The following is a 22,772-nucleotide window of genomic DNA, read 5'->3' as shown; positions in this document are numbered from 1 at the left end:
GGATGCGGTCTCAGTCGTTGACCCGCCGCAGCATGGCCAGCACGGCCGCCGCGTAGGCGTCCTCGGGCTGCGGATGCTCGAACGCGAGCTGCTGCCCGGCGAACTCGATCTCGACCCGGTGCGTGTCGGCCAGACGGCGCAGGCTGCGGAACCCGCCGCGGAGCATCTCGCGCAGCTGGTCCTCGCGCGGCAGCCATAGCGCCTCGTCCAGGGCCACCGAGTCCAGCGCCCACTCGGTCGTGCCGTTGAAGGCGAGGATCGTGCCGGTCGGGTAGCGACGCGGCTCCACCGTCATCTCGCTGACCGTGAAGACGTCGGCATCGAACTCGGGCTCGTTCAGCTGGAAGCGGTCACCCGATGCCGGATGCCAGACGAGACCGGCCTCGCGCAGGGCCAGCGCCGCGTCGGTCGAGATCATGTGCCCATCCTGCCGCACCGCGTCGAGCGCGAGGCCGGTCGGACGCAGCGAGAGCAGAATGGATGCGTGAGCGACTTCGACCCGGCCCGCTACCTCTCCGACGACCTCATCGAGCGCATCCGCACGCGCGCCGCGACCGTCGACGCCGAGAACCTCTTTCCCGACGACGACCTCGCCGAGCTGCGGGAGGCCGGCTATCTCGGCATCCTGGTTCCGCGCGAGCTGGGCGGCGCCGGGCTCTCGCTCGCGGAGGCCTCGGTGCTGCAGCAGCGTCTCGCAGGCGCCGCACCGGCTACCGCGCTCGCGATCAACATGCACCTGGTCTGGACAGGCGTCGCCAAAGTGCTCTCCGACCGCGGCGACGACGCGCTGCGCTTCGTGCAGGAGGGGGCGGCGGCCGGTGAGGTGTTCGCCTTCGGCATCAGCGAAGCCGGCAACGACCTCGTACTGTTCGGCAGCGACACCGACGCCGTTCCGCAGCCCGACGGCGGATACGCGTTCACCGGCACGAAGATCTTCACCTCGCTCGCGCCGACGTGGGACCACCTCGGGCTGCACGGTCTCGACACGACGAGCGACGACGCGCCTCGGCTGGTGTTCGCGTTCGTCGACCGCACCGATGCGGTGCACGTGCGCGACGACTGGGACACCGTCGGCATGCGGGGCACCCAGTCTCGGACGACGGAGCTGCGTGGAGCACCCGCCTCGGCCGACCGCATCGTGCGCCGCCTCGCTCCCGGCCCGAACCCCGACCCCCTCGTGTTCGGCATCTTCTCGGTGTTCGAGCTGCTGCTCGCGTCGGTGTACACGGGTCTCGCGCGGCGAGCGCTCGACCTCGCCGTCGAATCGGCGCGGGCCCGCACCTCGAAGAAGACCGGACTCGCCTACAGCCAGGATCCCGACATCCGCTGGCGTATCGCCGACATGGCGCTGGCCTACGACGGGATGCTGCCGCAGCTCGAGGCGATCGCGCGCGACATCGATGCCCGGGCCGACCACGGAGCGCTGTGGTTCGCGAAGCTCAGCGGCCTGAAGCACCGCGCCGTCTCCGCGGCGAAGGCGGTCGTCGACGAGGCGATGCTGGTGGCGGGCGGGTCGTCGTACTTCTCGCACTCCGAGCTCGGACGCCTCTACCGCGATGTGCTCGCCGGGATGTTCCACCCGTCAGACCCCGAGTCGGCCCACAGCACCGTCGCCGCCGCGTGGCTCGGCCCACTCACCCCCTGACCCGGCCCGGCGCCCGCCCGGCGCCCGTCGACTCGCCAGAGACTGCGGATGCGGGAGCCGCTCCATCCGCACCTTCTGGCGAGTCGACGGGTGGGGAGGAGAGCGGGCTGGCGGTCAGCGGGTCTCGAGGTCGTAGGCCTTCAGCAGTTCGGCCACCGCCTGCTCGCGAGCGGCACCGCCGCTCTCGAACATGTGGGTGACGTGGGTGCGCAGGTGGTTCTCGATGAGGAGCTTGTCGAGTGACGCGAGAGCCTTCTGGATCGCCCGCGACTGGGCGATGATGTCCATGCAGTAGTCCTCGTTCTCGATCATCCGGGCGAGCCCGCGTACCTGGCCTTCGAGGATGCTCGTGCGGCGCAGGGCGCGCTTCTGGATGTCATCGATCACGCGGTCAGGATACGCCGTGAGCGGGCCGTCCCGGCGAAGCCCCGTGGGAGGATGACCGGATGGCACGCACGCCGACATCCCTGCTCTCGCCCGCCGACCAGGCCCGCCGCCAGGGCCTGCGGCGCATGAAGGCCGTCGCGCTCGGCGCCCTGGTGTTCATGGCGGTCGTGTTCGCGATCTCGTTCCCCCTGCAGCAGACGATCCCCGCGTTCGGGTACGTCCGTGCGGCCGCGGAGGGCGGCATGGTGGGCGCCTTGGCCGACTGGTTCGCCGTCACGGCGCTGTTCCGGCATCCGCTCGGCCTGCCGATCCCTCACACCGCGATCATCCCGCGTCGGAAGGACGAGATCGGCCGCACGCTGGGCGAGTTCGTCGAGACGAACTTCCTCGAGTCGGGCGTCATCCGCGGCAAGCTCGAGTCGATCGGAGTGGCCGCCCGACTCGGAGGTTGGCTGCGTCGCCCCGAGAACGCCGAGCGCGTGTCGTCCGAGGCGTCGGCCGCGGCGTCCGGCATCCTCAACGCACTGAGCGACGAAGAGGTGCAGGACCTGCTCGAGGACCTCGCTCGCGACCACCTGCTCGCGCCCTCGTGGGGGCCGTCGATCGGCGGGTGGCTCGAACGCGTCGTCGAGTCGGGTGCGCATCACGGCGCCGTCGACCTCGCCGTCGACAGCATCGAGAAGTGGCTCGACGCGAACCGGTCGGTGTTCACCGGACTCGTCTCGCGGCGCCTCCCCTCCTGGCTGCCGTCGGTGGCCACGCGGCTCGTCGACGACACCGTCTACCGCGAGGCGCTCACCTTCGTGGCGGCCGTGCGCGCTGACCCCGAGCATCAGGCTCGGCGCGCGGTCGACGGCTATCTCGAGCGTCTCGCCGGCGACCTGCAGGGTGAGACCGACACCGCTTTCCGCCTCGAGGCCGCCAAGGCCGCGGTGTTCGACAGCCCGCGCGTGCGAGCCCTCGCCGCCGAGGCGTGGGGCACCGCGAAGGCGGGACTCATCCGCTCGCTCGGCGACGCCGACAGCCCGCTGCGCCGCCGGATGGCCGCCGCGCTCGTCGAGATCGGCGAGCGTCTGTCCACCGAGCCCGCTCTGCAGCAGCGCATCGACAGCAGGGTGATCGACGCGGCCGCGACGCTGGTGTCGCGGCACCGCGCCGACATCGCCTCGATCATCACCGACACCGTCGAGCGCTGGGATGCGCAAGAGACGACCGAGAAGATCGAGCTGATGGTGGGGCGCGACCTGCAGTACATCCGCCTGAACGGCACGATCGTCGGATCGCTCGCCGGGCTCGTCATCTTCACGGTCGCCCATGCGGTGTTCGGCGCGGGAGGATGAACCCATGACGACGCTGATCCTGGTCCGACACGCCAAAAGCGACTGGGGCTCCCCCGGTCTCGACGACCACGACCGGCCGCTCAACGATCGCGGGCGACGCGACGCGCCCCTGATGGCCGACCGGCTCGTCGCCTCGGGCGTCGGGGTCGATCGGATCCTGGCATCGACCGCCCTGCGCGCCCGGACGACGGCCGCCGCCTTCGGCGCCGCTCTCGGCCTCGAGCCGCAGCTGCGCGACCAGCTCTACGGCGCCGGTGCGCGGGTGCTGCTCGAGACCGCCGGCGGCAGCGGGGTCGGTGCGGTGCTCGTCGTCGCGCACGATCCCGGGATGACGGTGCTGGCCGAACGACTGTCGAACGGCGCCATCGGCGAGATGCCCACGTGCGGCGTCGCGACGTTCACCTGGCAGACCGACGACTGGGATGTCGCGACCGCGACCGATCCCGACGAGTGGGCTTTCGACAGCCCCCGCACCTGAGGCCCGTCAGACGACGGCCACGACGGTGCCGCCGGTGAGTCGGACCAGGTCGTCGAACGTCAGCGGGAAGACGGTGTGCGGCGTGCCGCCGGCCGCCCAGATCTCGTCGTAGCGCGACAGATCCTCGTCGACGAGCGTCGTGAGCGGCGCGGGGTGGCCTGTCGGTGCGACGCCGCCGATCGCTTGTCCCGTGGCCTCACGCACCTGCTCGACGCTCGCCCGGCGGATCTCATCGCGTCCCGTGTGCGCGGCGAGCGCCGCCGTGTCGACGCGGTGCGCCCCACTGGTCATGACGAGCAGCGGCTCGCCGTCCGACCAGAACACGAGACTGTTCGCGATCGCCCCGACCTCGACGCCGAGGGCCGCCGCAGCGAGGGCCGCCGTCGAGGCGGCGTCCGGCAACACGACGATCTCGCCCGGGATGCCGGCGGCGCGCAGGGACTCGTGGACGACGCGGCTGCGCGCGGGGAGATCGGTGGTCACGCTCACACTCTAGAAGGGGCACAATGGCCTGGATGCCGCAACGCCGCGGCGCGACGAGCACGAGCCCACAAGGCTTCGCCGAAAGAGGATCGCGATGACCCACGCCCTGCCCCTGCCAGATTTCACCCACGAGCGCGTGGAGGTGATCACGGGGCGACGGAGCGGACTGTTCATCGCCGCCGCGCTGCACTCCTCCGTGCTCGGCCCCGCTCTGGGCGGTGCGCGCATGTGGACCTACCCGCACTGGAGCGACGCGCTCGGCGATGCCCTGCGGCTGTCGGCCGCGATGACCCTGAAGAATGCGGCGGCGGGGCTCGACGCCGGTGGCGGCAAGGCCGTCATCGGCCTGCCGCCGGGAACCGAGCTCGACGCGGAGCGGCGACGTGCGGCGTTCCTCGACCTCGGCGACGCGGTCGAGTCGCTCGGCGGGCTGTACCGCACCGCCGAGGACGTCGGCTCGACGACCGACGACATGCTCACCGTCAGCGAGCGGACGGCCCACGTCGTCGGGCTGCCCGATCGCGTCGGAGGCTCCGGAGAACCCGCCGGCCCCACCAGCGTCGGCGTGCACGCGTCTCTGCTCGCCACGCTCGAGCGCGTGACCGGTTTGGGGGAGGTCGGCGGATGCCGGATCACCGTCGCCGGGCTCGGCCAGGTCGGCAGCCGACTCGCGGTGCAGCTGGCCGCCGAGGGCGCGCACCTGACCGTGACCGACGTGAACCCCGCCAAGCGAGAGCTCGCGGCGAGCCTCGGGGCGACGTGGATCGAGCCGTCGGACGCCCACCTCGCGGCCGCCGACGTCTTCGTGCCCGCGGGGATCGGCGGAGTGCTGACCGACGAGGTCATCGACGCGCTCGATGCCCGAGCCGTCTGCGGGCCCGCGAACAACCCGCTCGCCAACCGCGCCGGCGCCGACCGGCTCGCCGCCCGCGGCATCCTGTACGCCCCCGACTTCGTCGTGAACGCGGGCGGCGTCATCTATCTCGACCTCGCAGCGAAGCAGCGCGACCGCACCGAGATCTCGACGCGCGTCGAGGGCATCGGCGATGTGCTGCGCCGCATCTTCGACGAGGCCGAGGCCCGCAGGGTCACCCCGCTCGCAGCCGCCGAGTCGCTCGCCGCCGAGCGCCTCGCCGCGGGCGCCGAGCGCTCCGCCCTGGTCTGAGCCCGCACGGCTGCGGGCGGACGGATGCCGGCCGCCCGGGATGCGAGGGATCGTCGCCGACACCCCGTGGCCGCGGCATCCGCCTCGGCGCGTCGCGCACGATCCCTTGCATCCCGGCACGGCGGCAGGGCTGGTAGGACCCCGGGCCTTCCCGGTCGGATCGCGTCGCGCCGATGCTGACCAGCGGGCATGAACCGCCGGGTTGCAAGGGATCGTCGCCGACACCCCGCGGCCGCGGCATCCGCCTCGGCGCGTCGCGCACGATCCCTTGCATCCCGGCACGGCGGCAGAGCCACAACCGGGGTCGGCCTCAGATCTGCAGGATGGCGCGGGCGATGAGGAAGTACAGGATGAGGCCGCTGGCGTCGACGAACGTCGTGATGAATGGGTTCGAGAACACCGCGGGGTCGACCCGGATCGCCCGCGCGAGCAGCGGCATGACTCCCCCGACGGTCGCGGCCATCGTGCACACCGCGACGAGGGTCACCCCGATGACGAGGCCGATGCGGGGTTCGTAGACGAGTGCGGTGGCGCCGAAGCCCACGAGACCGAGGATGCTGCCGAGGAAGAACCCGACGCGCACCTCGCGGCTCAGCACCCGCGCGATGTCGCGGGGTCGGACGTCGCCGAGCGCCAGGGCACGGGTGACGGTCGTCGCCGCTTGATTGCCGGTGTTGCCGCCGGTGCCGATCAGCAGCGGCACGAACAGCGCGAGCACCGTGACCTGCGCGAGGGTGTCTTCGAACGCCGACAGCACCTGCACCGTGAGGGTCGCGCCGACGGCGAGCACGAGGAGCCACACGACCCGCGACCGCACGATCTGACCGATCGGCGTCGAGAGGTACGGACGACGCAGCGGCTCGGCGCCACCCTGGCGCGCGGCGTCCTCGCTCTCCTCGTGCTCGAGGATGCGGGCGGCGTCGTCGACGGTCAGGATGCCGACCAGCCGCTCCTCGCTGTCGACGATCGGCAACGCGAGCAGGCCCCGTTCCGTGCAACGGCGCGCCGCGGTCTCGGCGTCGTCGTCGACGCCTGCGGTCTGGGCGGCCTGCATGATCTCGCGCACGGCGTCGCCGGGTTCGGCGGCGAGCAGGTCGCGCAGGCTGACCACACCCGCGACGCGTCGTCCGTCATCGACGACGGGCAGGGTGTAGACGGTCTCGGCGTCGTGCAGGCGCGCGCGAACCCGATCGAGAGCAGCCGCGACGGTGCTGCTGATGGGAACCGAGACGAATTCGGGGCTCATCCGACGTCCGATGGAGCCCCGCCGGTATCCGAGCACCGCGGCGGTCATTTCGCGCTCGTGCGCGGGCAGGCCCCGCATGAGTCGCGACGCGAGCGAGGCCGGCAGCTCGTCGACGAGCCATGCCCGGTCGTCGGGGTCGAGGTCGCCGAAGATGTGCGCCACCTCGACGTCGCGCAGGTCGCCGATCAGCTCGCCCTGCATGTTGGGCGAGAGCGCCTCGAACACCTGCAGCGCATGCCCTTTGGGCAGCAGACGATAGGCGACCGCACGGTGCCGCCCGTCGAGCCGCTCCAGCACGTCGGCGAGGCGGTCGGGCTCGACGTTGCCGAGAGCCGTGGCGGCCGAGGGCAGGTCTCCGCGCGACAGGGGCGCGGCGATGCCGTCGACGACGATGGTCAGTTCGTTGATCTGCTCCGGAGTCATGGAGCTCTCCTCACGTGGACGCGCGCCCACCCACGGCATCGTCACGGCGACGACGACCCGGGGAACATCGCGAAGGCTGCTGGTGCCATGCACCGCACGCTCGTCCGCTCAGAGGTCGATCTGGTCGACGCGCGGGTCGGCAGCGGGCATGGCGCTGATGATCTCGCGATGGCAACTATCACTGCTCATGGAGCACCTCACCTCGCTTCCTGTCTCTCGCACGTCGACACCGGCAGACACGGGTCCGTCGGCGGTCATGGGCCGCCGGCGGCGATAGGATGCCCCAGGCCGGTGCCCGCCGACCATCGTATGCCCTCGCGCCTGGGAGAACCGTGCACCTGATACGCGCCGCAACGACGAGAGGGCGCCCGGCCGTGAAGCAGGGCGCCCTCTCGCAGGCAGCGTTCAGATCAGCTGACGGGTGCCAGGTTCTTCGCGACGTGCGCGTGCACGGCCTTCAGCCACGAGAGTAGGAAGTCCGACGTCGACTCGTTGGTCACGGTGCCGTCGTCGTCGATCAGGCCCTCGGTGAGCTGCAGGTAGCCCTCAGGCTGCGAGAGCTCGGGCGAGGCGAGGAACGACAGGATCGATCGCAGGTGCTGCTGGGCGACCGCCGTGCCGACCGCGCCCACCGAGATGCCGATGACGGCCGAGGGCTTGCCGGCGAAGCTGTTGTCGCCCCACGGGCGGCTGGCCGTGTCGAGGGCGTTCTTCAGCACACCGGGCACCGAGCGGTTGTACTCCGGCGTGACGATGATCACGCCGTCGGCCTTCTCGACCGCGGCCTTGAACTCGGCGGCCTCGGCGGGGATGGACCCGTCGTTGTCGGCCGAGTAGAACGGCAGCTGAGCGATGGGGATCTCGGTGAGCTCGAGCTCGGCCTGCGGGGCGAGCTTGGTCAGCGCGTTCGCCAGGCGACGGTTGATCGAGGTCGAAGAGATGCTGCCGACGATGATGCCGACGTTATAGGTGGTCATGGACGAAACCTCCCGGGGGATCGATTCATTTGCATACATTGTACGCAGATCACGGCCAGCCTCTCACACCCGCATCGGAGCGCCTCACACCGAGAACGGCACGACGAGCGTCGCCCAGGCGAGCAGCGGGCCCACGAGCACGATGACACCCGAGTACCGCAGGATCCGCTGGTAGAACGCTGCCGGGTCGACGTTCTGCGCGTTCGCGAGGACCAGTGCGCCGTTGGTCGAGAACGGCGAGACGTCGACGACCTTCGCGGCGATCGCGACGGCCGAGATGGCCATCCCCCCGGCGATCGGGCTGCCCTCGATGAGCGGAAGCAGCATCGGGATGGAGATCGCGATGACCGCGGTCGACGAGGCGAACGCCGAGACGACGCCGGCCATCACACACAGCACGAGAACGCCCACGAGCGGTGAGCCGAGGCTGCCGATCCCGTTCGCGACCCATTCGATGGCCCCGGCTTCCTCGACGATGCTGATGTAGGTGATCATGCCCGCGACGAGCAGGATGGTCGACCAGCTGATGCCCTCGACGGCCGCGGTCAGGTGCTTCTTCTCTATGAACGCGATGAGCGTGCCCGCGACGAGCGCCAGGATGCCGATGTCGAGGTGGAAGACCATGGCACCGACCGCGAGCGACACCAGGGCGAGCAGGGTCAGCACCTGCGCGGGCGTCGTCCGCACGCGCGGCGTCTGCAACGTCTGAGTCAGGGTGAGCGTCGAGCCGCGCCCGGCGCCGCCCACCGAGATGTTGCCCGTCGCGGGCACGCGCGGGCCGGGAGCCGCACCGCCTCCCGCGCTCCCATCCGGGCGATCCGCGACGACCGCCGTGAACGCCCCACCGCGGAGACGGTTCTTCCACGAGAAGAACAACTGCGTGAGGATCGCGATGAGCGTCGAGTAGACGAAGGCGGTCACGAACAGGACCATGGGCGAGAAGCCCGGGGTGTCGCCGACCATCCCGCTAACGAGCAACCCCAGGACCGAGATCGGCGAGAGCGACCCGGCGAGGGCGCCGTAGACCACCGTCATGCCGACGGGAAGAGGGTCCATGCCGTGCTTGGCGGCGAAGCTGAGCGCGACCGGGGCCACGAGCGCGACCGCTGCCGGCGGGAAGGTACCCATCGCGGTGAGGATGGCGGCGATCCCGAAGAGCACCCACGGCACGAGCGCCGTGCGGCCCCGCACCAGGCGCACGCCGCGGTCGACGATGAGGTCTACCGTGCCGTTGAGCTTCGCGACCGCGAACAGGTATGTGACGCCGACGATCGTGAGGAACAGGTCGGCGGGGAAGCCGGCGAGCATCTGCTTCTCGTCGAGTCGCAGCACGAGCGTTCCGACGAGGAACGTGCCGATGAACCCGAGGATTCCGATGTTGATCGGGCGCAGAGTGGCGATCACGACCATCGCGAACAGCGCGAGGATGGAGATGAGTTCTGGTGACATCGTTGTCTCCTGACAGAGATTTGCGACGGCCGGAATCCGGGTGGTGGGCACCGGCCGCCTATTCGATCATCGGACGAGGAGGGCTTCCTCGGCCAGTCCCGGAACGTGACCGGGGAGCTGTTCGACCGGCAGCGTCACGGATGCGTCCGCGAGACGCCGCGCCGTTCGCGTGATGCCGACGGCGGGTGAGGTCCCGTGACGACCCACGCGCGTGGTGATGACGCCGGACGGGGTCCGCATCGAGACGATCTCGGCCCCTTCGTGCCGCGCGAGCCGCTCGACGACGGTGCCGGGGACGGTCGCGGCGAGCGTCAGCGCGACGCTCCCCGTGATGGCGAGGGCGGGGTGCGCCTTGCCCATCGACATCATGATGACGCCGAAGTCATGGTCGCCCGCCGTGCTGGGCGACACGATCGCGAACTTCGGCACCGCTTTGAGCGCCTCCGCCGACGTGGCAGCCAGCCCCATGCGGACGGCCCCTTCGCGACGGATCGCGTCGATGCGGGAGAGCAGTTCGGGCCGCGCGTCGATCTCGGCCGGCGTCTCGTGCCCCGTGAGCCCGAGCGCGGCCGCATCGGCGACGACGACCGGGGCGCCGGCGTCGACCAGACTGACCGGCACACCGGCGATCTCCTCCCACGGGCGACCGGACGGCAGCAGGCTGCCCGTCGTTCGGCCTGCGGGGTCGACGAACCACAGCACGACCTCGAGACCCGGGTACGGGACGCCGACGATGCGGGCGTCTCCCGACTCGTCGAACATCCCGCCCGGGGTCGGCACCTCGGCCACGATGAGCTGGCCGGTGTTGGTGTTGAAGATGCGAACCGTGGTGCGCTCACCCCGCGGCACGAGCCATCCCGCATGAAGCGCGTACGGAGCGATGGCCGCCGAGCAGTTTCCGCAGTTGCTCGACCAGTCCACGCGGCCGTCGGCGAGACCGACCTGCGCGAAGGAGTAGTCGATGTCGGCGTCGTCTCGCAAGCTGGGCGCCAGGATCACGGCCTTGCTGGTGGTCGAAGTGCCGCCGCCGAGTCCGTCGATCTGCCGCTCGTCGGGGCTCCCGTACAGGCGCAGCAGGATGTCGTCGACGGGTGCGCCGATGCGCTCGAGCTCGCTGCGGGAGAAGACCCAGCACTTGCTCGTCCCGCCCCGCATGAGTGTCGCCGGAATGTCCAACATGGCCGCCTCCTGAGGTGTCGGCATCCATGCTCGTCGTCCCGAGCATCCAGCAAAATCGCGATCTACTTCACACCCGTGAAGCGCGCCTTCACGCATAGAAGCCCGCGTTTGCGCACGCCAAAGCGATGCGACGTGCCAGATGTAATGCGGCTGACGGCCGCGTGCGTGAAGCGGAGCTTCATCCGCTTTCAGTAGAAGGCCTGCCGACTGTACGGTGAGACGAACGAGGAGGGCTGCATGCTCGATGTGAGACGACTGTCGGTGCTGGTGACGATCCTCGACCACGGCTCGCTGACCGCGGCGGCGAAGTCGCTGGGGTACTCCCCCTCCGCACTGTCGCAGCAGCTGCAGCGCCTCGAGCAGGAGGTCGGACAGCCGCTCGTGCGTCGCCAGCCGCGCGGCGTCGTCGCGACCGAGGCCGGAGCACTGCTCGCAGGTCATGCCCGCTACATCCTGCGTCGCTTGCGCGCGGCGGAATCCGAGCTCGGCGAGCTGGCGGGCCTGCGTCGCGGCCGCATCGCCGTGGGCACGTTCCCCACCATCGGCACCACGCTGATGCCGGTCGCCATCAGCCGCTTTCGCCGCGACTATCCCGACGTGCGGCTCGACGTGCACAGCGCCCGGTTCGACGAACTCGTCGCCGCACTCCACGAGAACACCATCGGGCTCTCCCTGCTGTGGGACTACGAATGGAACCGCATCGACGAGCCCGACCTGTCGTTGACGCCGCTCTTCGAGGACCCGACGGTGCTCGTGGTGTCGCAGGACCACCGGCTCGGACGCACCCGACACGTCACGATGTCGATGCTCCGCCACGAGGAATGGATCGTCCGCAAACGCGATCATCCGGTCGCCGAGGTATTGGAGCGCAGCTGCCGCGCCGCCGGCTTCACCCCGAGCATCGCGTTCGAGGCCAACGACTACCAGGAGGCACTCGCCATGGTGAGCGTGGGTCTCGGTGTCGCGCTCGCACCACGCACGGCCGTCGTCTCGGCGCGACCCGACGTGCGCATCGTCAGCCTCGGCCAGGAGGCGCCCTCGCGCCGTATCGTCATCGCCCACCGCAGCGACCGCGTGCGTCCGCCTGGTGAGCGCGCGATGCACCAGATCCTCGTCGATGTCGCTCGCGAGCAGGCGATCGCGGGCTGAACGCCCCATACGCAGAAACCGGCATCCGTGATGGATGCCGGTTTCTCGTCTCGGTGGACCTGAGGGGATTCGAACCCCTGACCTCTTCATTGCGAACGAAGCGCGCTACCAACTGCGCCACAGGCCCGGAACTCCTCCACACTACCACGGTGCCGGAGGCCCCCCGTGCGCCCGGATCAGCCCACAGCGCGCTGAGCGAGCAGCCGGCGGACGTGGTCTTCGATCTGCGCGTCGTCGACCTGCCCGTTGGGCACGAACGCCGCGGCAGGGGCCTTCGCCGCCCGGCTCGTGAGCGATGCCGGCGCGCGCCGCGCGGCCTCGCGCTGGATGGCCTCGACGACAGCGGCCTGACGGAGAGCCTCGCGTGCGGCAGCCTCATCGAGGACGGCCGCGGCACGCGAACCGGCGGATGCTGTCAGCGGTCGAGGCAGCTCTCGCGGGGTCCACGTAGCGCGTGCGTCGGCGAACTCGAACTCGGGCACCACGGCGGATGCATGCTCCGTGCGGACCGCGACCGACGGAGCCGACCTCTGAGCGCGCGACGCCCGACGGGCGACGGCGGCCATCCGGCTGAGTACGACGGCTGCGACGAGGAAGGTGGCGACACCGCTGATCAGGACCACGGCGGGACCCTGCACCGCGACGAGCCACCCACCGGCCACGATGGCGACGAGTGCCGCGAGAGCGATGACCGTGGCGGCGAGGCGGACGCGACGACGGATGCTCGCACGATGCTCGGGCGACGCGACGCGCTCGTCACGAGCGGTCCGAACCTCGCGACGAGCCTCGACCAGCTGCCGGCGCTCGCTCTCGAGCCGCAGCTGCTCCTTCTCGTGCAGCACCTGACGCGCGAGTTTCTGCTGAGCGAGGGCCGTACGCGTCGACAGCTCGACACGTACCTCGCCGGGGGTCTCGGCCGTCTCCGCGAGCACGCGCAGCGCCTGATTCAGGCGGACGGCGTTGCGCTCGGCGGCATCGTAGCGATAGCGACTGTGCCAGGTCGGCAGGAGATAGACCATCCACAACGCGACCGCGACGAGGACGATCACGCCGCCGCCGAGAACCTGCCCACCCATGCGACAACCGTACGCGGCAACGCCCAAAGGGCCGCATCACGCGACCGCGTGTCTGAAGTTCTTGTTCAGGTTGAAGGTTCGATGCCCGCGGCACGCCGGTCGGCGAGGGGCACGGTGGCCGCTCCGTCCGGCACGGTGCCGTCGAGCCAGCGGCCGAGCACGCCGCGCGGCACCTCATCGGCCAGCAGCGCGAACGAGAAGTGGTCGCGCCAGTCGCCGTCGATGTGGATGTAGCGCCGGCGGAGTCCCTCGTACCGGAACCCGAGCTTCTCGACGACGCGCAGGCTCGCCCGGTTCTCGGGTCGGATGCAGATCTCCATCCGGTGCAGGCGCAGCTCCTCGAAACACAGGTCGGTCGCCAGCGCGACCGAGATGGGAGTGATCCCCTTGCCGGCGAACCGTTCGCTCACCCAGTAGCCGATCGTGGCCGACGACAGCGAGCCGCGCGCAATACCCCAGACGTTCAGCTGGCCCGCGATCTGCCCCTCGTGTTCCATGACGAGGGGCACGCCGACACCGTCACGGTACTGCTGCAGCAGACGACGGATGCCGAGCCGCATGTCGAACGACACGGGCCCGTCGGGGCTCGTCGCCTCCCAGCGCTTCAGCCACGAACGGTTCGCGAGCAGCTCCGACTGCAACACACGGGCGTCACGCGGCCGGACGAGCCGGATGGCCACCGGTCCATGGTGGCGGGGTGCGGTGGCTTCCACGCGCGTTCCCGTTCTCGCGTCAGAGGGTCGAGACGAATTCCTGCAGCCAGGGACGCAGCTCGGGACCGAGGTCGTCACGGTCCGAGGCGAGCTGCACGATCGCCTTGATGTAGTCGAGACGGTCGCCCGTGTCGTAGCGGCGTCCGCGGAACACGACACCCAGCACACCCTCGGTCGTTGCGAGCTCCTGCAGCGCGTCGGTGAGCTGGATCTCGCCGCCCTTGCCCGGCTCGGTGCGCTCGAGGATCTCGTAGACGTTCGGCTTGAGGACGTAACGGCCGATGATCGCATAGTTCGAGGGCGCGTCCTCCTTCTTCGGCTTCTCGACGAGACCGGTGACCTTGACGACGTCCGGGTCATCGGTGGGCTCGACCGCGGCGGCACCGTACAGGTGGATCTGGTCGGGGTCGACCTCCATCAGGGCGACGACGGTCAGGCCCGAGCGCTCCTGCTCGGCGATCATCTTGGGCAGCAGCGGGTCGCGCTCGTCGATGAGGTCATCGCCGAGCATGACGGCGAAAACGGCGTCGCCCACGTGGGCCCGGGAGCGCAGCACCGCGTGCCCGAGGCCCTTGGGCTCGCCCTGACGGACGAAGTGGATGTCGGCGAGGTCGGACGACTCCTGCACCTTGCGCAGCTTGACCTCGTCGCCCTTGCGCGTGAGGTTGTGCTCGAGCTCGGGAACCGAGTCGAAGTGGTTCGAGAGGTTGTTCTTGTTGCGGCCGATGATGATGAGGACGTCGTCGATGCCGGCCTGGGTCGCCTCTTCGACGACGTACTGGATCGCGGGCTTGTCGACGACGGGCAGCATCTCCTTCGGCATCGCCTTCGTCGCGGGAAGGAAGCGGGTGCCGAGGCCTGCGGCGGGGATGACCGCCTTGATGCGCTGCTGAGACATGCGTCAACCATAGCGAGCGACTACCGCCTGCGAGGGATGCGACGCCCACCCTTTACAATCAGGGCATGTCCGACGCGATCGACAACGCCAAGCGCGCTCTGCGGGCGGACCTCCGCGAACGTCGCTCCGCGATGTCGGACGCGGCACGCGAGAGCGCGGCATCCGGCATCCGCGAGCAACTGCGCGAGCTCGTGGCTGCCACGGGCGCCCGCGCCATCTCGTGCTACCTGTCTGCTCCCACCGAGCCCGGCACCCGTGCGTTCATCGACGAGGCCGTCGCGGGCGGCGTGCGCGTGCTCCTGCCGATCAGTCGCAACGACGGACTCCTCGACTGGGTCGTCGCCGAACCGGGCGCGGCCGTCGCCGACGGTCTGTTCGGCATGCCCGAGCCGATCGGCGAGGTGCTGAGTCCCATCGCGGTCGGCGAGGTCGATCTGCTCGTCATCCCCGCCGCCGCGGTCGACGCCGCGGGGATGCGCCTCGGCTGGGGACGCGGCTACTTCGACAAGACGCTCGGTTCGATGGAGAACCGCCCGCCGGTGTACGCCGTGCTCTTCGACTCCGAACTCGTCGATGAGGTGCCGCGCGATCTGCACGATCAGCCCGTCACTGGTGTCGTCACCCCCACCCGAACCGTCGTCCTCGTTCCCGAGGCGCACTGAATTCCGAGGAACCATGCCCACCTACGCCTATGCCTGCAAGTCGTGCGGGCACCGCTTCGATGCGGTCCAGTCGTTCGCCGAGCCCGCGCTGACGGTCTGCCCCGAGTGCTCGGGCGAGCTGCGCAAGCAGTACGGATCGATCGGCGTCACCTTCAACGGCGGCGGCTTCTACCGCACCGACTCGCGCGCATCCGGATCCGGGTCGGGCGCGTCAAGCAGTGGCGGCGACTCGTCGTCTTCGGCATCATCGAAGCCCGAGGCGAAGTCCTCACCCGCCGCGGCGGGTTCGTAGACCCGGCACCGCCGGAAAGGGAGGAGAGCCATGATCAAGGGCTTCCGCGACTTCATCATGCGCGGCAACGTCATCGACCTGGCTGTCGCCGTGGTCATCGGCGGTGCGTTCACGGCGATCGTGAACGCGATCGTCACCAGTGTCATCAACCCGCTGATCGGCCTGGTGTACCAGCCTGATCCGGCGACCGGCGCGATCGGCCCCAAGCTGACCGGCATCCACGGCGAGGAAGTCACCTTCCCGCTCGGCGAGCTCATCACCGCGGTCATCAGCTTCTTCGCGGTGGCCCTCGTCGTCTACCTCGTGTTCGTCGTCCCGATGAACAAGTGGAAGGAGCGTCAGGCCGCGAAGGCCGGCGTCGTCGAGGATGCCGCCAAGCTTCCGACCGAGGCGGAGCTGCTCATCCAGATCCGCGACCTGCTCGAGCGCAACAACGCCGCCACCGAGGCGACGAGCACGGCCCCGGCTCCCGCGGACGCGCCGCTGCGTCGCTCGCAGAACACTCCCCCGGCGGCACCGTCCGCCTGAGCCGATCAATAGTGCGGCGGAACCTCGTTCCGCATCCGCGCATCGTTCGGACCGGATGCCCCGGCCGCGCCCTCGGCGCCGGCCGGGGCATCCGTCGTCTCATCGGCCGAGACCGGCTCCGGCGTCGTGCCGGGCGCAGCGGTCAGGCGCGCGCGACGGCGTCCGACGCGCTCGACCCGTTGGCGGTCACTCGATGACATCGAGCGGCTCGGTGCTGGCATCCGCCGTGGGAGCCTCGGGTTCGACGCCGAGGATCGCGGCGACGCGCGCAGCGACGCCGGCGGGGTCGCTGTAGAGGTCGAACGAGTGCACGCGGATGTAGTGCCAGCCGAGCCGTCGGAGGATCTGCGGACGCAGGCGCAGCGACTCGCGCAGCGACTGACCGATCGTCTCGGGGTCGCCCTCGACGACCACGGCCTTGCCGTCGCGCTGCGCGACCAGCGGCAGCAGCCCGCGGTAGGCGACATCCACCGCGACGCCGAGCCGACGGAGGTTCTGCGCGAGGGCGAGCGTGAGCGGGTCTGCGAGGTCTTCGAGACGGGCCTCGCGCGCCCGGGCAGCGATGCCGCCGAGGATCGACATGAGGGTCGCTGCGCCGTTCTCGAGGCGCCCGTCGTCGAACGCCGACGGACGGATCGACGAGACGATCACCATCGAGCGGCGGGCGCGTGTCATGCCGACCGTGAGCAGTCGCTCGCCGTCGGCCCCCGACAGCACACCGAAGTCGCTGAGCACACGCCCGTGCCGGGTGAGGCCGTAGCCGAGCGAGAAGACGACGCGGTCGCGGCTCTCGGCCACCGACTCCTCGAGCCCGAGCACGGCGAAAGGCTCTGCGGTCTCGCGGCCGACGAACTCGGCGACGTCCGAACGTCCGGCGAATGCGGCTTCGACGGCGGCGCGGATGCGCAGGGCGTGCTTCGTCGACGCGGTGACGACCATGAGCGACTCGGTCGGACGGTTGACGGCGTGCTCGACGACGAGGGTCACGACGCGCGCGACCTCGGCATCCGGGCTCTCGACCGCGCCGGAATCGGGGTCGGGTGCGCCCACACCGCCCTCGACGTAGTCGACGCTCAGGCTGCCGCGGCCCAGGTACGACCCCGCCCACGGGAACGAGACGATCTCGCCGCCGTAGAAGGCCTCGTTGACGAGCTCGGCGAGGTCCTCACCGCCCGCGCGATAGCTGCGGGTGAGCGTCTCGACGGGCACGATCTCGGCCAGGCGCTCGAAGACGCTGCGCTCCTCCGCGTCGGCGACCGGGTCGTCGGACGGGTCGCGATCCGCGGCGATCTCGAAGGGCGTCGGACGCTGGGTGACGGGGTCGCCGAACGCGACGACCTGCCGACCGCGGCGGAGCGCCGAGGCGGACTCGGCGACGCTCAGGGCTCCGGCATCGGCGAGCACCACGACGTCGAAGACGGGGCGTGCCGGCAGTGCGGCGACCTCGTAGGGCGACGCGATCCAGACGGGTGCGAGGGTGCGGAGCAGGCGCGGCGCGACGGCCAGCAGCTCGGCTGCCGACGCCGTGCCTTCGCGGAGCGCCGCCTTCAGTGCGGCGGTCTCGTCGGCCTCGTCGACGATCGCGATCTTCCAGCGCGTCGCGAGCTCGGCCGCGAGCTGCTGTCCCGCCGATGCGGCGTGCGCCTCGTCAACGAGGCGGAAGTCGCGCTCGAGGCGGTCGACGACGCTCGTGTTGGCGCCGAGCAGCGCGCGGTCGCTGCGGAGCATCGCCTCGAGGGCCGACTGCCACCACGCGAACTCGAACTCGGCGGCGACCCGCTCCTCGGGCACGTGCCGCACCGAGAGCTCGGTGAGCAGCCCCTCCAGGCCCAGCGAAGCGAGCTCGCCGCGCAGAGTGGCGCGCTCGACGAGATTGTCGAAGACGTCGGAGTCGGCGGCGAGGCCGGCCAGGGTGCGGACGAGATCGGGGATGGGGGTCGCGAGCAGGTCGTGACCGGGACCGAGCACGCGCGACAGCTCGGCGAGATCGGCATCGACGCGCTGCCATGAGGTCGCGACGGCGTCGAGCCCCGCGGGGATCTCGGGGACCACTCCGACCTCGGCGAGGCGGTGCCACTGCTCGCGCTGTTTCTGCACCCGGACGAGGGCATCGTGCATGTCGGTGACGTGCATGCCCGGGCGCACGTACTCCTTCGACAGCCGACGCAACCGACGTCGCGTCGCGCCGTTCATGTCGGGGGTGTCGCGCCGGGTGGAGTGCGCCTCGATCAGGTCGCCGAGCGGGCGCTCGAACACGGTCAGGCTGAAGCGGTCGAGCGAGGCACGGATGCCCTGAAGCAGCCGGATGTACGCGCCGAGCTCAGCGAGGGTCGTGAAGGGCCGCATCCGCGTCTGCCCGATGAGTTCGTACGCGCGCTCGAGGATCTCGGGGATCTCGGCGCGGTGCAGCCGGCCCGCCAGCGCGTGGGCAGCGCGGGCCTGCTCGGTGGTGTCGAAGGCCACGCCGTACCAGGGCGAGTCGTCGGGTCCGAAGCGGAACTCGCCGAGTCGCGCCGCGGTGGCCAGCGACGTGGCCGCCTCGGCGCGCCGGGTCGACAGCCGCTGCAGCGTGGCCGCGTCGAACCGGGTGGCGGCCGAGGGCTGCGGATTCTGCGCCGCGATCGTCGTCAGCTTCTGCAGCACCTCGAGGGGCGAGACGCCGAGCATCGGATGCCGCTGCGTGAGCGAGACACGGTAGTCGCGCAGCACCGTGCGCAGGCGCACCAGCGCGTCGTCGATCTCGCCCATCTTGGGGTGCTGCGCCTTCTCGTTGCGCGCGATGGCGCGGATGAGGTCACGGTGCACGCTGCGCGGCGAGACCGCGAGCCCGGGCAGACCGATACCGGCGAGGCGGTGGCGCACCCCTTCGAGGGTGGAGCGGCGGGCGCTGACCACGAGGACGCGCTTGCCGCGACGGACGAGCTCGCCGACCGCATTGATGACCGTCTGGGTGCCGCCGGTGCCCGGCAGCGTGTGCACGACGAGCGACTGGCCTGCGACGATGCGGTCGAGCACGCCCTCCTGCTCGGCGTCCGCGTCGAGCAGGAGCCGGTCGGATGCCGGGGGCCGGTCGTCCGACGGCACGGCGTCGGGCACGGGCTGCCGCGTCGCGATGAGCGCGCGGTCGTCGTCGTGTCCGGCGAGCGCGTTGAGGACGGGGACGTCGAGGTCGGCGGCGTCGCGCTCCGCACGGGCCGCGACGTCGGCGAAGGTCGACACGATGAGGCGCGGCTGCACGGTGAAGGTGTCGACGTGAGCCGTCAACGCGCGCAGGTGGTCGATCACCGGCTGCGGTTTGAAGACGCCGCCCTCGTAGGCGAGCGCCGCGAGACCGCGGCGGTCGAGGTCGATCCCGAAGTGCGTGCGCGCGATCTCGACGAGCTCGGGGTTGACGGTGAACGAGCCGTGCAGCTTGAGGTCGAAGTCGCCGTGGTGCCGCCGGATGGCGAGCGGCCGCAGCAGCACGGGCGCGTTATAGGTCAGTCCGCCGGCGCGCCACGAGGCGAAGCCGACGCCGAGGTGCACGGTGTCGAGCCCGCGAGTCGTCCGCAGCTCGACGTCCTTCGCCGTGATGCGGCCGGCCGCGAGGCGGGCGGTGCGCAGCCCGACCTCGTCGCGGAAGAGGTTGGAGAGCAGGGTGGAGCGGCCCGTGATGAACTGCGGCAGACTGCCGGGGTGGGCCTTGGTGATGTCGATCCCGACGTCGTCGGAGGCGATGTAGTGCAGCAGGGTCGAGCGGCCGCCGAGCCGGGCCGCCTGCACCCGGATGCGGTCGCGCTCGGAGTCGGCGATATGCGCCACGACCGTGTCTTGTTCGGCGACGTCGAGGTGCGCAGGGGTCACCGAATCGACCCGAACCTCGTCGGTCGCGTCCGGACGGACGGCTCCTCGATCTCCTCGCCACACAGCACACACCCTAAGCGGCGCGTCCGCATCCGGGCCTCAGGCGCCGCCGAGTTTCGCGCTATTGCCGGCGCCCCGGAGGAACGGCGATTCCTCCCCCACCGTCCGACACGACGATCGGTCCCCTGTAAGCGTCGGTGCTGCGTCGATCAGGCAACGCGCTGGAGATGATGGAGCCATGACCGACGCAGCATTCGCGGTGCACCCGACACCGCTGGGCCCGGCGCTACTCGTGATCACCGAGACGGGCCTCGCATGGCTCGAGATCCTCGATCGTCCCGCTGAGATCGCCCTCGCGGATGTCGCCCTCGCGCTGGGTTCGCCGCCCGTGCACGATGCCGACCCCGCAGCCGCTCTCGCGGCGGAGCTGGATGCGTACTTCGCGGGCGAGCTGCGCGAGTTCGCGACTCCGATCGACTGGCTCCTGGCTCCCGCGGGCTTCGCACGCGAGGCGCTCCGGCGCGTCTGCGAGGTGCCCTACGGAGAAGTGGCGACCTACGGCGAGATCGCCATCGCCGCCGGGTCGCCGCGCGCGCACCGGGCCGTCGGCTCCGCCTGTGCGCGCACCCCCGTGTCCATCGTGGTACCCGCGCATCGCGTGGTCCGCAGCGACGGCTCGATCGGCGAGTACGGCGGACACCCCGAGCGCAAACGCCTCCTGCTCGACCTCGAGAGCAGAGCCGACTCCGGACGCGTGTAGGCCGCGCCGGAACGGACGGCGGCCCCGGGCGTCGCGCACCCGGGGCCGCCGTCGCTGTCGTCGATCCGCGATCCGTGGGACCGACCTCGCGGTCAGTGGTCGACCGCCTTCTCCGCCCCGTGGCCGGTCAGCGAGCGCACCTCCATCTCGGCCGCCTTCACCGGATCCTCCCGGCGTCGTTCGGTGACCGAGCCGAGCCATCCGAGGAGGAACCCGAGCGGGATCGACACGATCCCGGGATTGTTCAGCGGCCAGATCGCTGTGCCGACGTTCTTGAAGACACTCGTCTCCGTACCCCAGAACACGGGCGACAGGACGATGAGGATGATCGCGGCGGCGAGACCGCCGTACATGCTCCACACCGCGCCGCGCGTCGTGAACCTCCGCCAGAAGAGCGAATAGATGATCGTCGGGAGGTTCGCCGAAGCCGCGACGGCGAAGGCGAGCGCGACCAGGAACGCGACGTTCTGACCCTGCACCCCGATGCCGCCGACGATCGCGAGGATGCCGATGACGACGACCGTCCGCCGGGCGACCTTGACCTCGCCGTCGGGCAGTACGTCGCCCTTCTTGACGACGTTCGCGTAGATGTCGTGGGCGAACGACGCCGCCGCCGTGATCGTGAGCCCCGCGACCACCGCGAGGATCGTGGCGAAGGCCACCGCCGAGATGAATCCGAGCAGCAGGGGTCCGCCGAGCTCGAGGGCGAGGAGCGGCGCGGCGGAGTTCACGCCGCCGGGCGCGGCCGCGATCCGCTCGGGCCCGACCAAGGCGCCCGCGCCGTAGCCGAGGACGAGGGTCAGCAGGTAGAACAGGCCGATGAGCCAGATGGCCCACACCACCGATCGACGCGCCTCCTTGGCCGTGGGGACGGTGTAGAACCGCATCAGCACGTGGGGCAGGCCCGCGGTTCCGAGCACGAGCGCCACAGCGAGCGAGATGAAGTCCCACGGGTTTGCGCCGTATTGCAGCCCGGGTCCGAGGATGGCCTCGCCCTTCGGCGATGCTGCGACCGCGCTCTCGAGCAGGGTGTTCAGGTTGAACCCGTTGATCGCGAGCACCCAGATCGTCATGACGAGGGCGCCGCCGATCAGGAGGAACGCCTTGACGATCTGCACCCAGGTGGTGCCCTTCATCCCGCCGATCAGCACGTACACGATCATCAGCACACCGACGACGGCGACCACGATCGACTGGCCCACCTGCTCGGTGATACCCAGCAGCAGAGAGACGAGTCCACCCGCTCCGGCCATCTGCGCGAGCAGATAGAAGAAGCACACGGCGAGGGTGGTGATGGCCGCGGCCATCCGCACCGGTGTCTGCTTGAGCCGGAACGACAGCACGTCGGCCATCGTGAACTTGCCGGTGTTGCGCATGAGCTCGGCCACGAGAAGCAGCGCGACGAGCCACGCGACGAGGAAGCCGATCGAATAGAGGAAGCCGTCGTATCCGTTGATCGCGATCGCGCCGCAGATGCCCAGGAACGACGCCGCCGACAGGTAGTCGCCGGCGATCGCGAATCCGTTCTGCGGCCCTGTGAACGACCGGCCCGCCGCGTAGTAGTCGGCAGCGGTCTTGTTGTTGCGGCTCGCCCGGATGACGATGAACAGCGTCACCGCGACGAACGCGCCGAAGATCGAGATGTTCAGGACGGGGTTGTTGTCGACGGTCTCACCCGCCGCGACGACCGCCGCCCCGAAGCCGTTCACCGCTTCCCAGAAGCCGTTCACGAACCCGCCTCCTGGCGCTCGAGATCGTGTCGGATCGACGACGAGACCGGATCGAGCTTGTGGTTGGCGTACCAGACGTAGCCCATCGTGATGGCGAACGTCGTGACGAACTGGCCGAGGCCGAACACCAGCCCGACGGTGATGTCGCCCGTGACACGCTGCGCCATGAAGTCGGTCGCGAACGACGACAGCAGGACGTAGACGAAGTACCAGACGAGGAAGACGATCGTCAGCGGCCACACGAAACTGCGGTGTTTGCGCTTGAGTTCCTGGAAGGGCGCCGACTGTTCGACGGCGACGTAATCCACTCCCGCAGGAGGCGGCGAGTGGGTGTTGGATGCGGTCATGT

The 22,772-nt window shown here is 70.4% G+C and carries 23 protein-coding genes and 1 tRNA gene; 9 read left to right on the top strand and 15 right to left on the bottom strand.

The window, feature by feature from the left end; all coding sequences use genetic code 11:
• Nucleotides 1–10: 10 nt before the first annotated feature.
• Entirely contained in the window at nt 11–418 is a 408-nt protein-coding gene (locus BLT21_RS14535; RefSeq protein ID WP_091503353.1) for a pilus assembly protein CpaE, read from the bottom strand.
• 66 nt (nt 419–484) lie between these two features.
• On the opposite strand from BLT21_RS14535, the gene BLT21_RS14530 reads away from it, so the two are divergent.
• A complete protein-coding gene (locus tag BLT21_RS14530; protein ID WP_256336097.1) occupies nt 485–1,645 on the top strand; it encodes an acyl-CoA dehydrogenase family protein in 1,161 nt (386 codons plus the stop codon).
• Nucleotides 1,646–1,759: 114 nt separating this feature from the next.
• Here BLT21_RS14530 and BLT21_RS14525 read toward each other — a convergent pair whose 3' ends face one another.
• Nucleotides 1,760–2,032 (bottom strand): metal-sensitive transcriptional regulator, encoded by a 273-nt coding sequence (locus BLT21_RS14525; protein ID WP_091503347.1) that lies wholly within the window; start codon nt 2,030–2,032, stop codon nt 1,760–1,762.
• 59 nt (nt 2,033–2,091) lie between these two features.
• Between BLT21_RS14525 and BLT21_RS14520 the strand changes: the two genes are divergently transcribed.
• Both BLT21_RS14520 and BLT21_RS14515 read left to right on the top strand, forming a co-directional pair.
• Nucleotides 2,092–3,372 carry a DUF445 domain-containing protein gene (locus BLT21_RS14520; RefSeq protein ID WP_091503345.1) on the top strand — a complete coding sequence of 427 codons (1,281 nt, stop codon included), beginning with the start codon at nt 2,092–2,094 and terminating at the stop codon, nt 3,370–3,372.
• A gap of 4 nt (nt 3,373–3,376) precedes the next feature.
• Nucleotides 3,377–3,850, top strand: a complete 474-nt coding sequence (locus BLT21_RS14515) for a SixA phosphatase family protein (RefSeq protein ID WP_091503342.1) — start codon at nt 3,377–3,379, stop codon at nt 3,848–3,850.
• A gap of 6 nt (nt 3,851–3,856) precedes the next feature.
• On the opposite strand, the gene BLT21_RS14510 is transcribed toward BLT21_RS14515, so the two are convergent.
• Complete coding sequence (locus BLT21_RS14510) at nt 3,857–4,333, bottom strand: YbaK/EbsC family protein (RefSeq protein WP_091503538.1); 477 nt, start codon at nt 4,331–4,333, stop codon at nt 3,857–3,859.
• 94 nt (nt 4,334–4,427) lie between these two features.
• Between BLT21_RS14510 and BLT21_RS14505 the strand changes: the two genes are divergently transcribed.
• On the top strand, nt 4,428–5,498 hold the full coding sequence (locus BLT21_RS14505) for a Glu/Leu/Phe/Val dehydrogenase family protein (RefSeq protein ID WP_091503340.1): 1,071 nt from the start codon (nt 4,428–4,430) through the stop codon (nt 5,496–5,498).
• Between the two features lie 310 nt (nt 5,499–5,808).
• Here the strand turns inward: BLT21_RS14505 and mgtE are convergent, their stop codons facing one another.
• From mgtE to BLT21_RS14485, 4 genes are all read right to left on the bottom strand, one after another.
• Entirely contained in the window at nt 5,809–7,167 is a 1,359-nt protein-coding gene (mgtE, locus tag BLT21_RS14500; protein WP_091503338.1) for a magnesium transporter, read from the bottom strand.
• A gap of 410 nt (nt 7,168–7,577) precedes the next feature.
• Nucleotides 7,578–8,144: an NADPH-dependent FMN reductase gene (locus BLT21_RS14495; protein ID WP_218125828.1), complete on the bottom strand. Its 567-nt coding sequence runs from the start codon at nt 8,142–8,144 to the stop codon at nt 7,578–7,580.
• Between the two features lie 84 nt (nt 8,145–8,228).
• Nucleotides 8,229–9,593: an SLC13 family permease gene (locus BLT21_RS14490; RefSeq protein WP_091503333.1), complete on the bottom strand. Its 1,365-nt coding sequence runs from the start codon at nt 9,591–9,593 to the stop codon at nt 8,229–8,231.
• Nucleotides 9,594–9,659: 66 nt separating this feature from the next.
• A complete protein-coding gene (locus BLT21_RS14485) occupies nt 9,660–10,772 on the bottom strand; it encodes a PrpF domain-containing protein (RefSeq protein ID WP_091503330.1) in 1,113 nt (370 codons plus the stop codon).
• Nucleotides 10,773–11,009: 237 nt separating this feature from the next.
• On the opposite strand from BLT21_RS14485, the gene BLT21_RS14480 reads away from it, so the two are divergent.
• Nucleotides 11,010–11,921 carry a LysR family transcriptional regulator gene (locus tag BLT21_RS14480; RefSeq protein ID WP_091503328.1) on the top strand — a complete coding sequence of 304 codons (912 nt, stop codon included), beginning with the start codon at nt 11,010–11,012 and terminating at the stop codon, nt 11,919–11,921.
• A 54-nt stretch (nt 11,922–11,975) separates the two neighbouring features.
• Here the strand turns inward: BLT21_RS14480 and BLT21_RS14475 are convergent.
• From BLT21_RS14475 to galU, 4 genes are all read right to left on the bottom strand, one after another.
• Nucleotides 11,976–12,048 (bottom strand) — tRNA-Ala (locus BLT21_RS14475).
• Between the two features lie 49 nt (nt 12,049–12,097).
• Nucleotides 12,098–12,997 (bottom strand): hypothetical protein, encoded by a 900-nt coding sequence (locus tag BLT21_RS14470; RefSeq protein ID WP_091503325.1) that lies wholly within the window; start codon nt 12,995–12,997, stop codon nt 12,098–12,100.
• A 65-nt stretch (nt 12,998–13,062) separates the two neighbouring features.
• Nucleotides 13,063–13,710 carry a GNAT family N-acetyltransferase gene (locus tag BLT21_RS14465; protein ID WP_091503323.1) on the bottom strand — a complete coding sequence of 216 codons (648 nt, stop codon included), beginning with the start codon at nt 13,708–13,710 and terminating at the stop codon, nt 13,063–13,065.
• 19 nt (nt 13,711–13,729) lie between these two features.
• Nucleotides 13,730–14,608, bottom strand: a complete 879-nt coding sequence (gene galU, locus BLT21_RS14460) for a UTP--glucose-1-phosphate uridylyltransferase GalU (protein ID WP_091503320.1) — start codon at nt 14,606–14,608, stop codon at nt 13,730–13,732.
• A 65-nt stretch (nt 14,609–14,673) separates the two neighbouring features.
• Between galU and BLT21_RS14455 the strand changes: the two genes are divergently transcribed.
• From BLT21_RS14455 to mscL, 3 genes are read left to right on the top strand one after another with little or no spacing between them, the layout of a single operon-like run.
• A complete protein-coding gene (locus BLT21_RS14455; RefSeq protein ID WP_091503318.1) occupies nt 14,674–15,270 on the top strand; it encodes a 5-formyltetrahydrofolate cyclo-ligase in 597 nt (198 codons plus the stop codon).
• A gap of 13 nt (nt 15,271–15,283) precedes the next feature.
• Complete coding sequence (locus BLT21_RS14450; protein WP_091503315.1) at nt 15,284–15,562, top strand: FmdB family zinc ribbon protein; 279 nt, start codon at nt 15,284–15,286, stop codon at nt 15,560–15,562.
• Between the two features lie 30 nt (nt 15,563–15,592).
• Nucleotides 15,593–16,090, top strand: coding sequence for a large conductance mechanosensitive channel protein MscL (gene mscL, locus BLT21_RS14445; RefSeq protein ID WP_091503314.1), 498 nt, complete (start codon nt 15,593–15,595; stop codon nt 16,088–16,090).
• 5 nt (nt 16,091–16,095) lie between these two features.
• On the opposite strand, the gene BLT21_RS14440 is transcribed toward mscL, so the two are convergent.
• Both BLT21_RS14440 and BLT21_RS14435 read right to left on the bottom strand, forming a co-directional pair.
• Nucleotides 16,096–16,290 (bottom strand): hypothetical protein, encoded by a 195-nt coding sequence (locus BLT21_RS14440; RefSeq protein ID WP_091503309.1) that lies wholly within the window; start codon nt 16,288–16,290, stop codon nt 16,096–16,098.
• A complete protein-coding gene (locus tag BLT21_RS14435; protein ID WP_371113450.1) occupies nt 16,277–20,005 on the bottom strand; it encodes an AAA family ATPase in 3,729 nt (1,242 codons plus the stop codon). Before BLT21_RS14435 ends, BLT21_RS14440 begins: the two co-directional genes overlap by 14 nt.
• 166 nt (nt 20,006–20,171) lie before the next feature.
• Here BLT21_RS14435 and BLT21_RS14430 point away from each other — a divergent pair, with 166 nt between their 5' ends.
• Nucleotides 20,172–20,693, top strand: a complete 522-nt coding sequence (locus BLT21_RS14430) for a methylated-DNA--[protein]-cysteine S-methyltransferase (protein ID WP_091503304.1) — start codon at nt 20,172–20,174, stop codon at nt 20,691–20,693.
• A gap of 92 nt (nt 20,694–20,785) precedes the next feature.
• Here the strand turns inward: BLT21_RS14430 and BLT21_RS14425 are convergent, their stop codons facing one another.
• Together BLT21_RS14425 and BLT21_RS14420 are read right to left on the bottom strand one after the other, a co-directional pair.
• Nucleotides 20,786–22,402 carry a solute symporter family protein gene (locus tag BLT21_RS14425; protein ID WP_091503535.1) on the bottom strand — a complete coding sequence of 539 codons (1,617 nt, stop codon included), beginning with the start codon at nt 22,400–22,402 and terminating at the stop codon, nt 20,786–20,788.
• Between the two features lie 17 nt (nt 22,403–22,419).
• Entirely contained in the window at nt 22,420–22,770 is a 351-nt protein-coding gene (locus BLT21_RS14420; protein ID WP_091503302.1) for a DUF485 domain-containing protein, read from the bottom strand.
• Nucleotides 22,771–22,772 lie beyond the last annotated feature (2 nt).

Source organism: Microbacterium sp. cf332 (assembly GCF_900102175.1).
GTDB lineage: Bacteria > Actinomycetota > Actinomycetes > Actinomycetales > Microbacteriaceae > Microbacterium.
The sequence above is the reverse complement of the archived record's forward strand: the minus strand, read 5'-3'. Positions and strand labels throughout refer to the sequence as shown.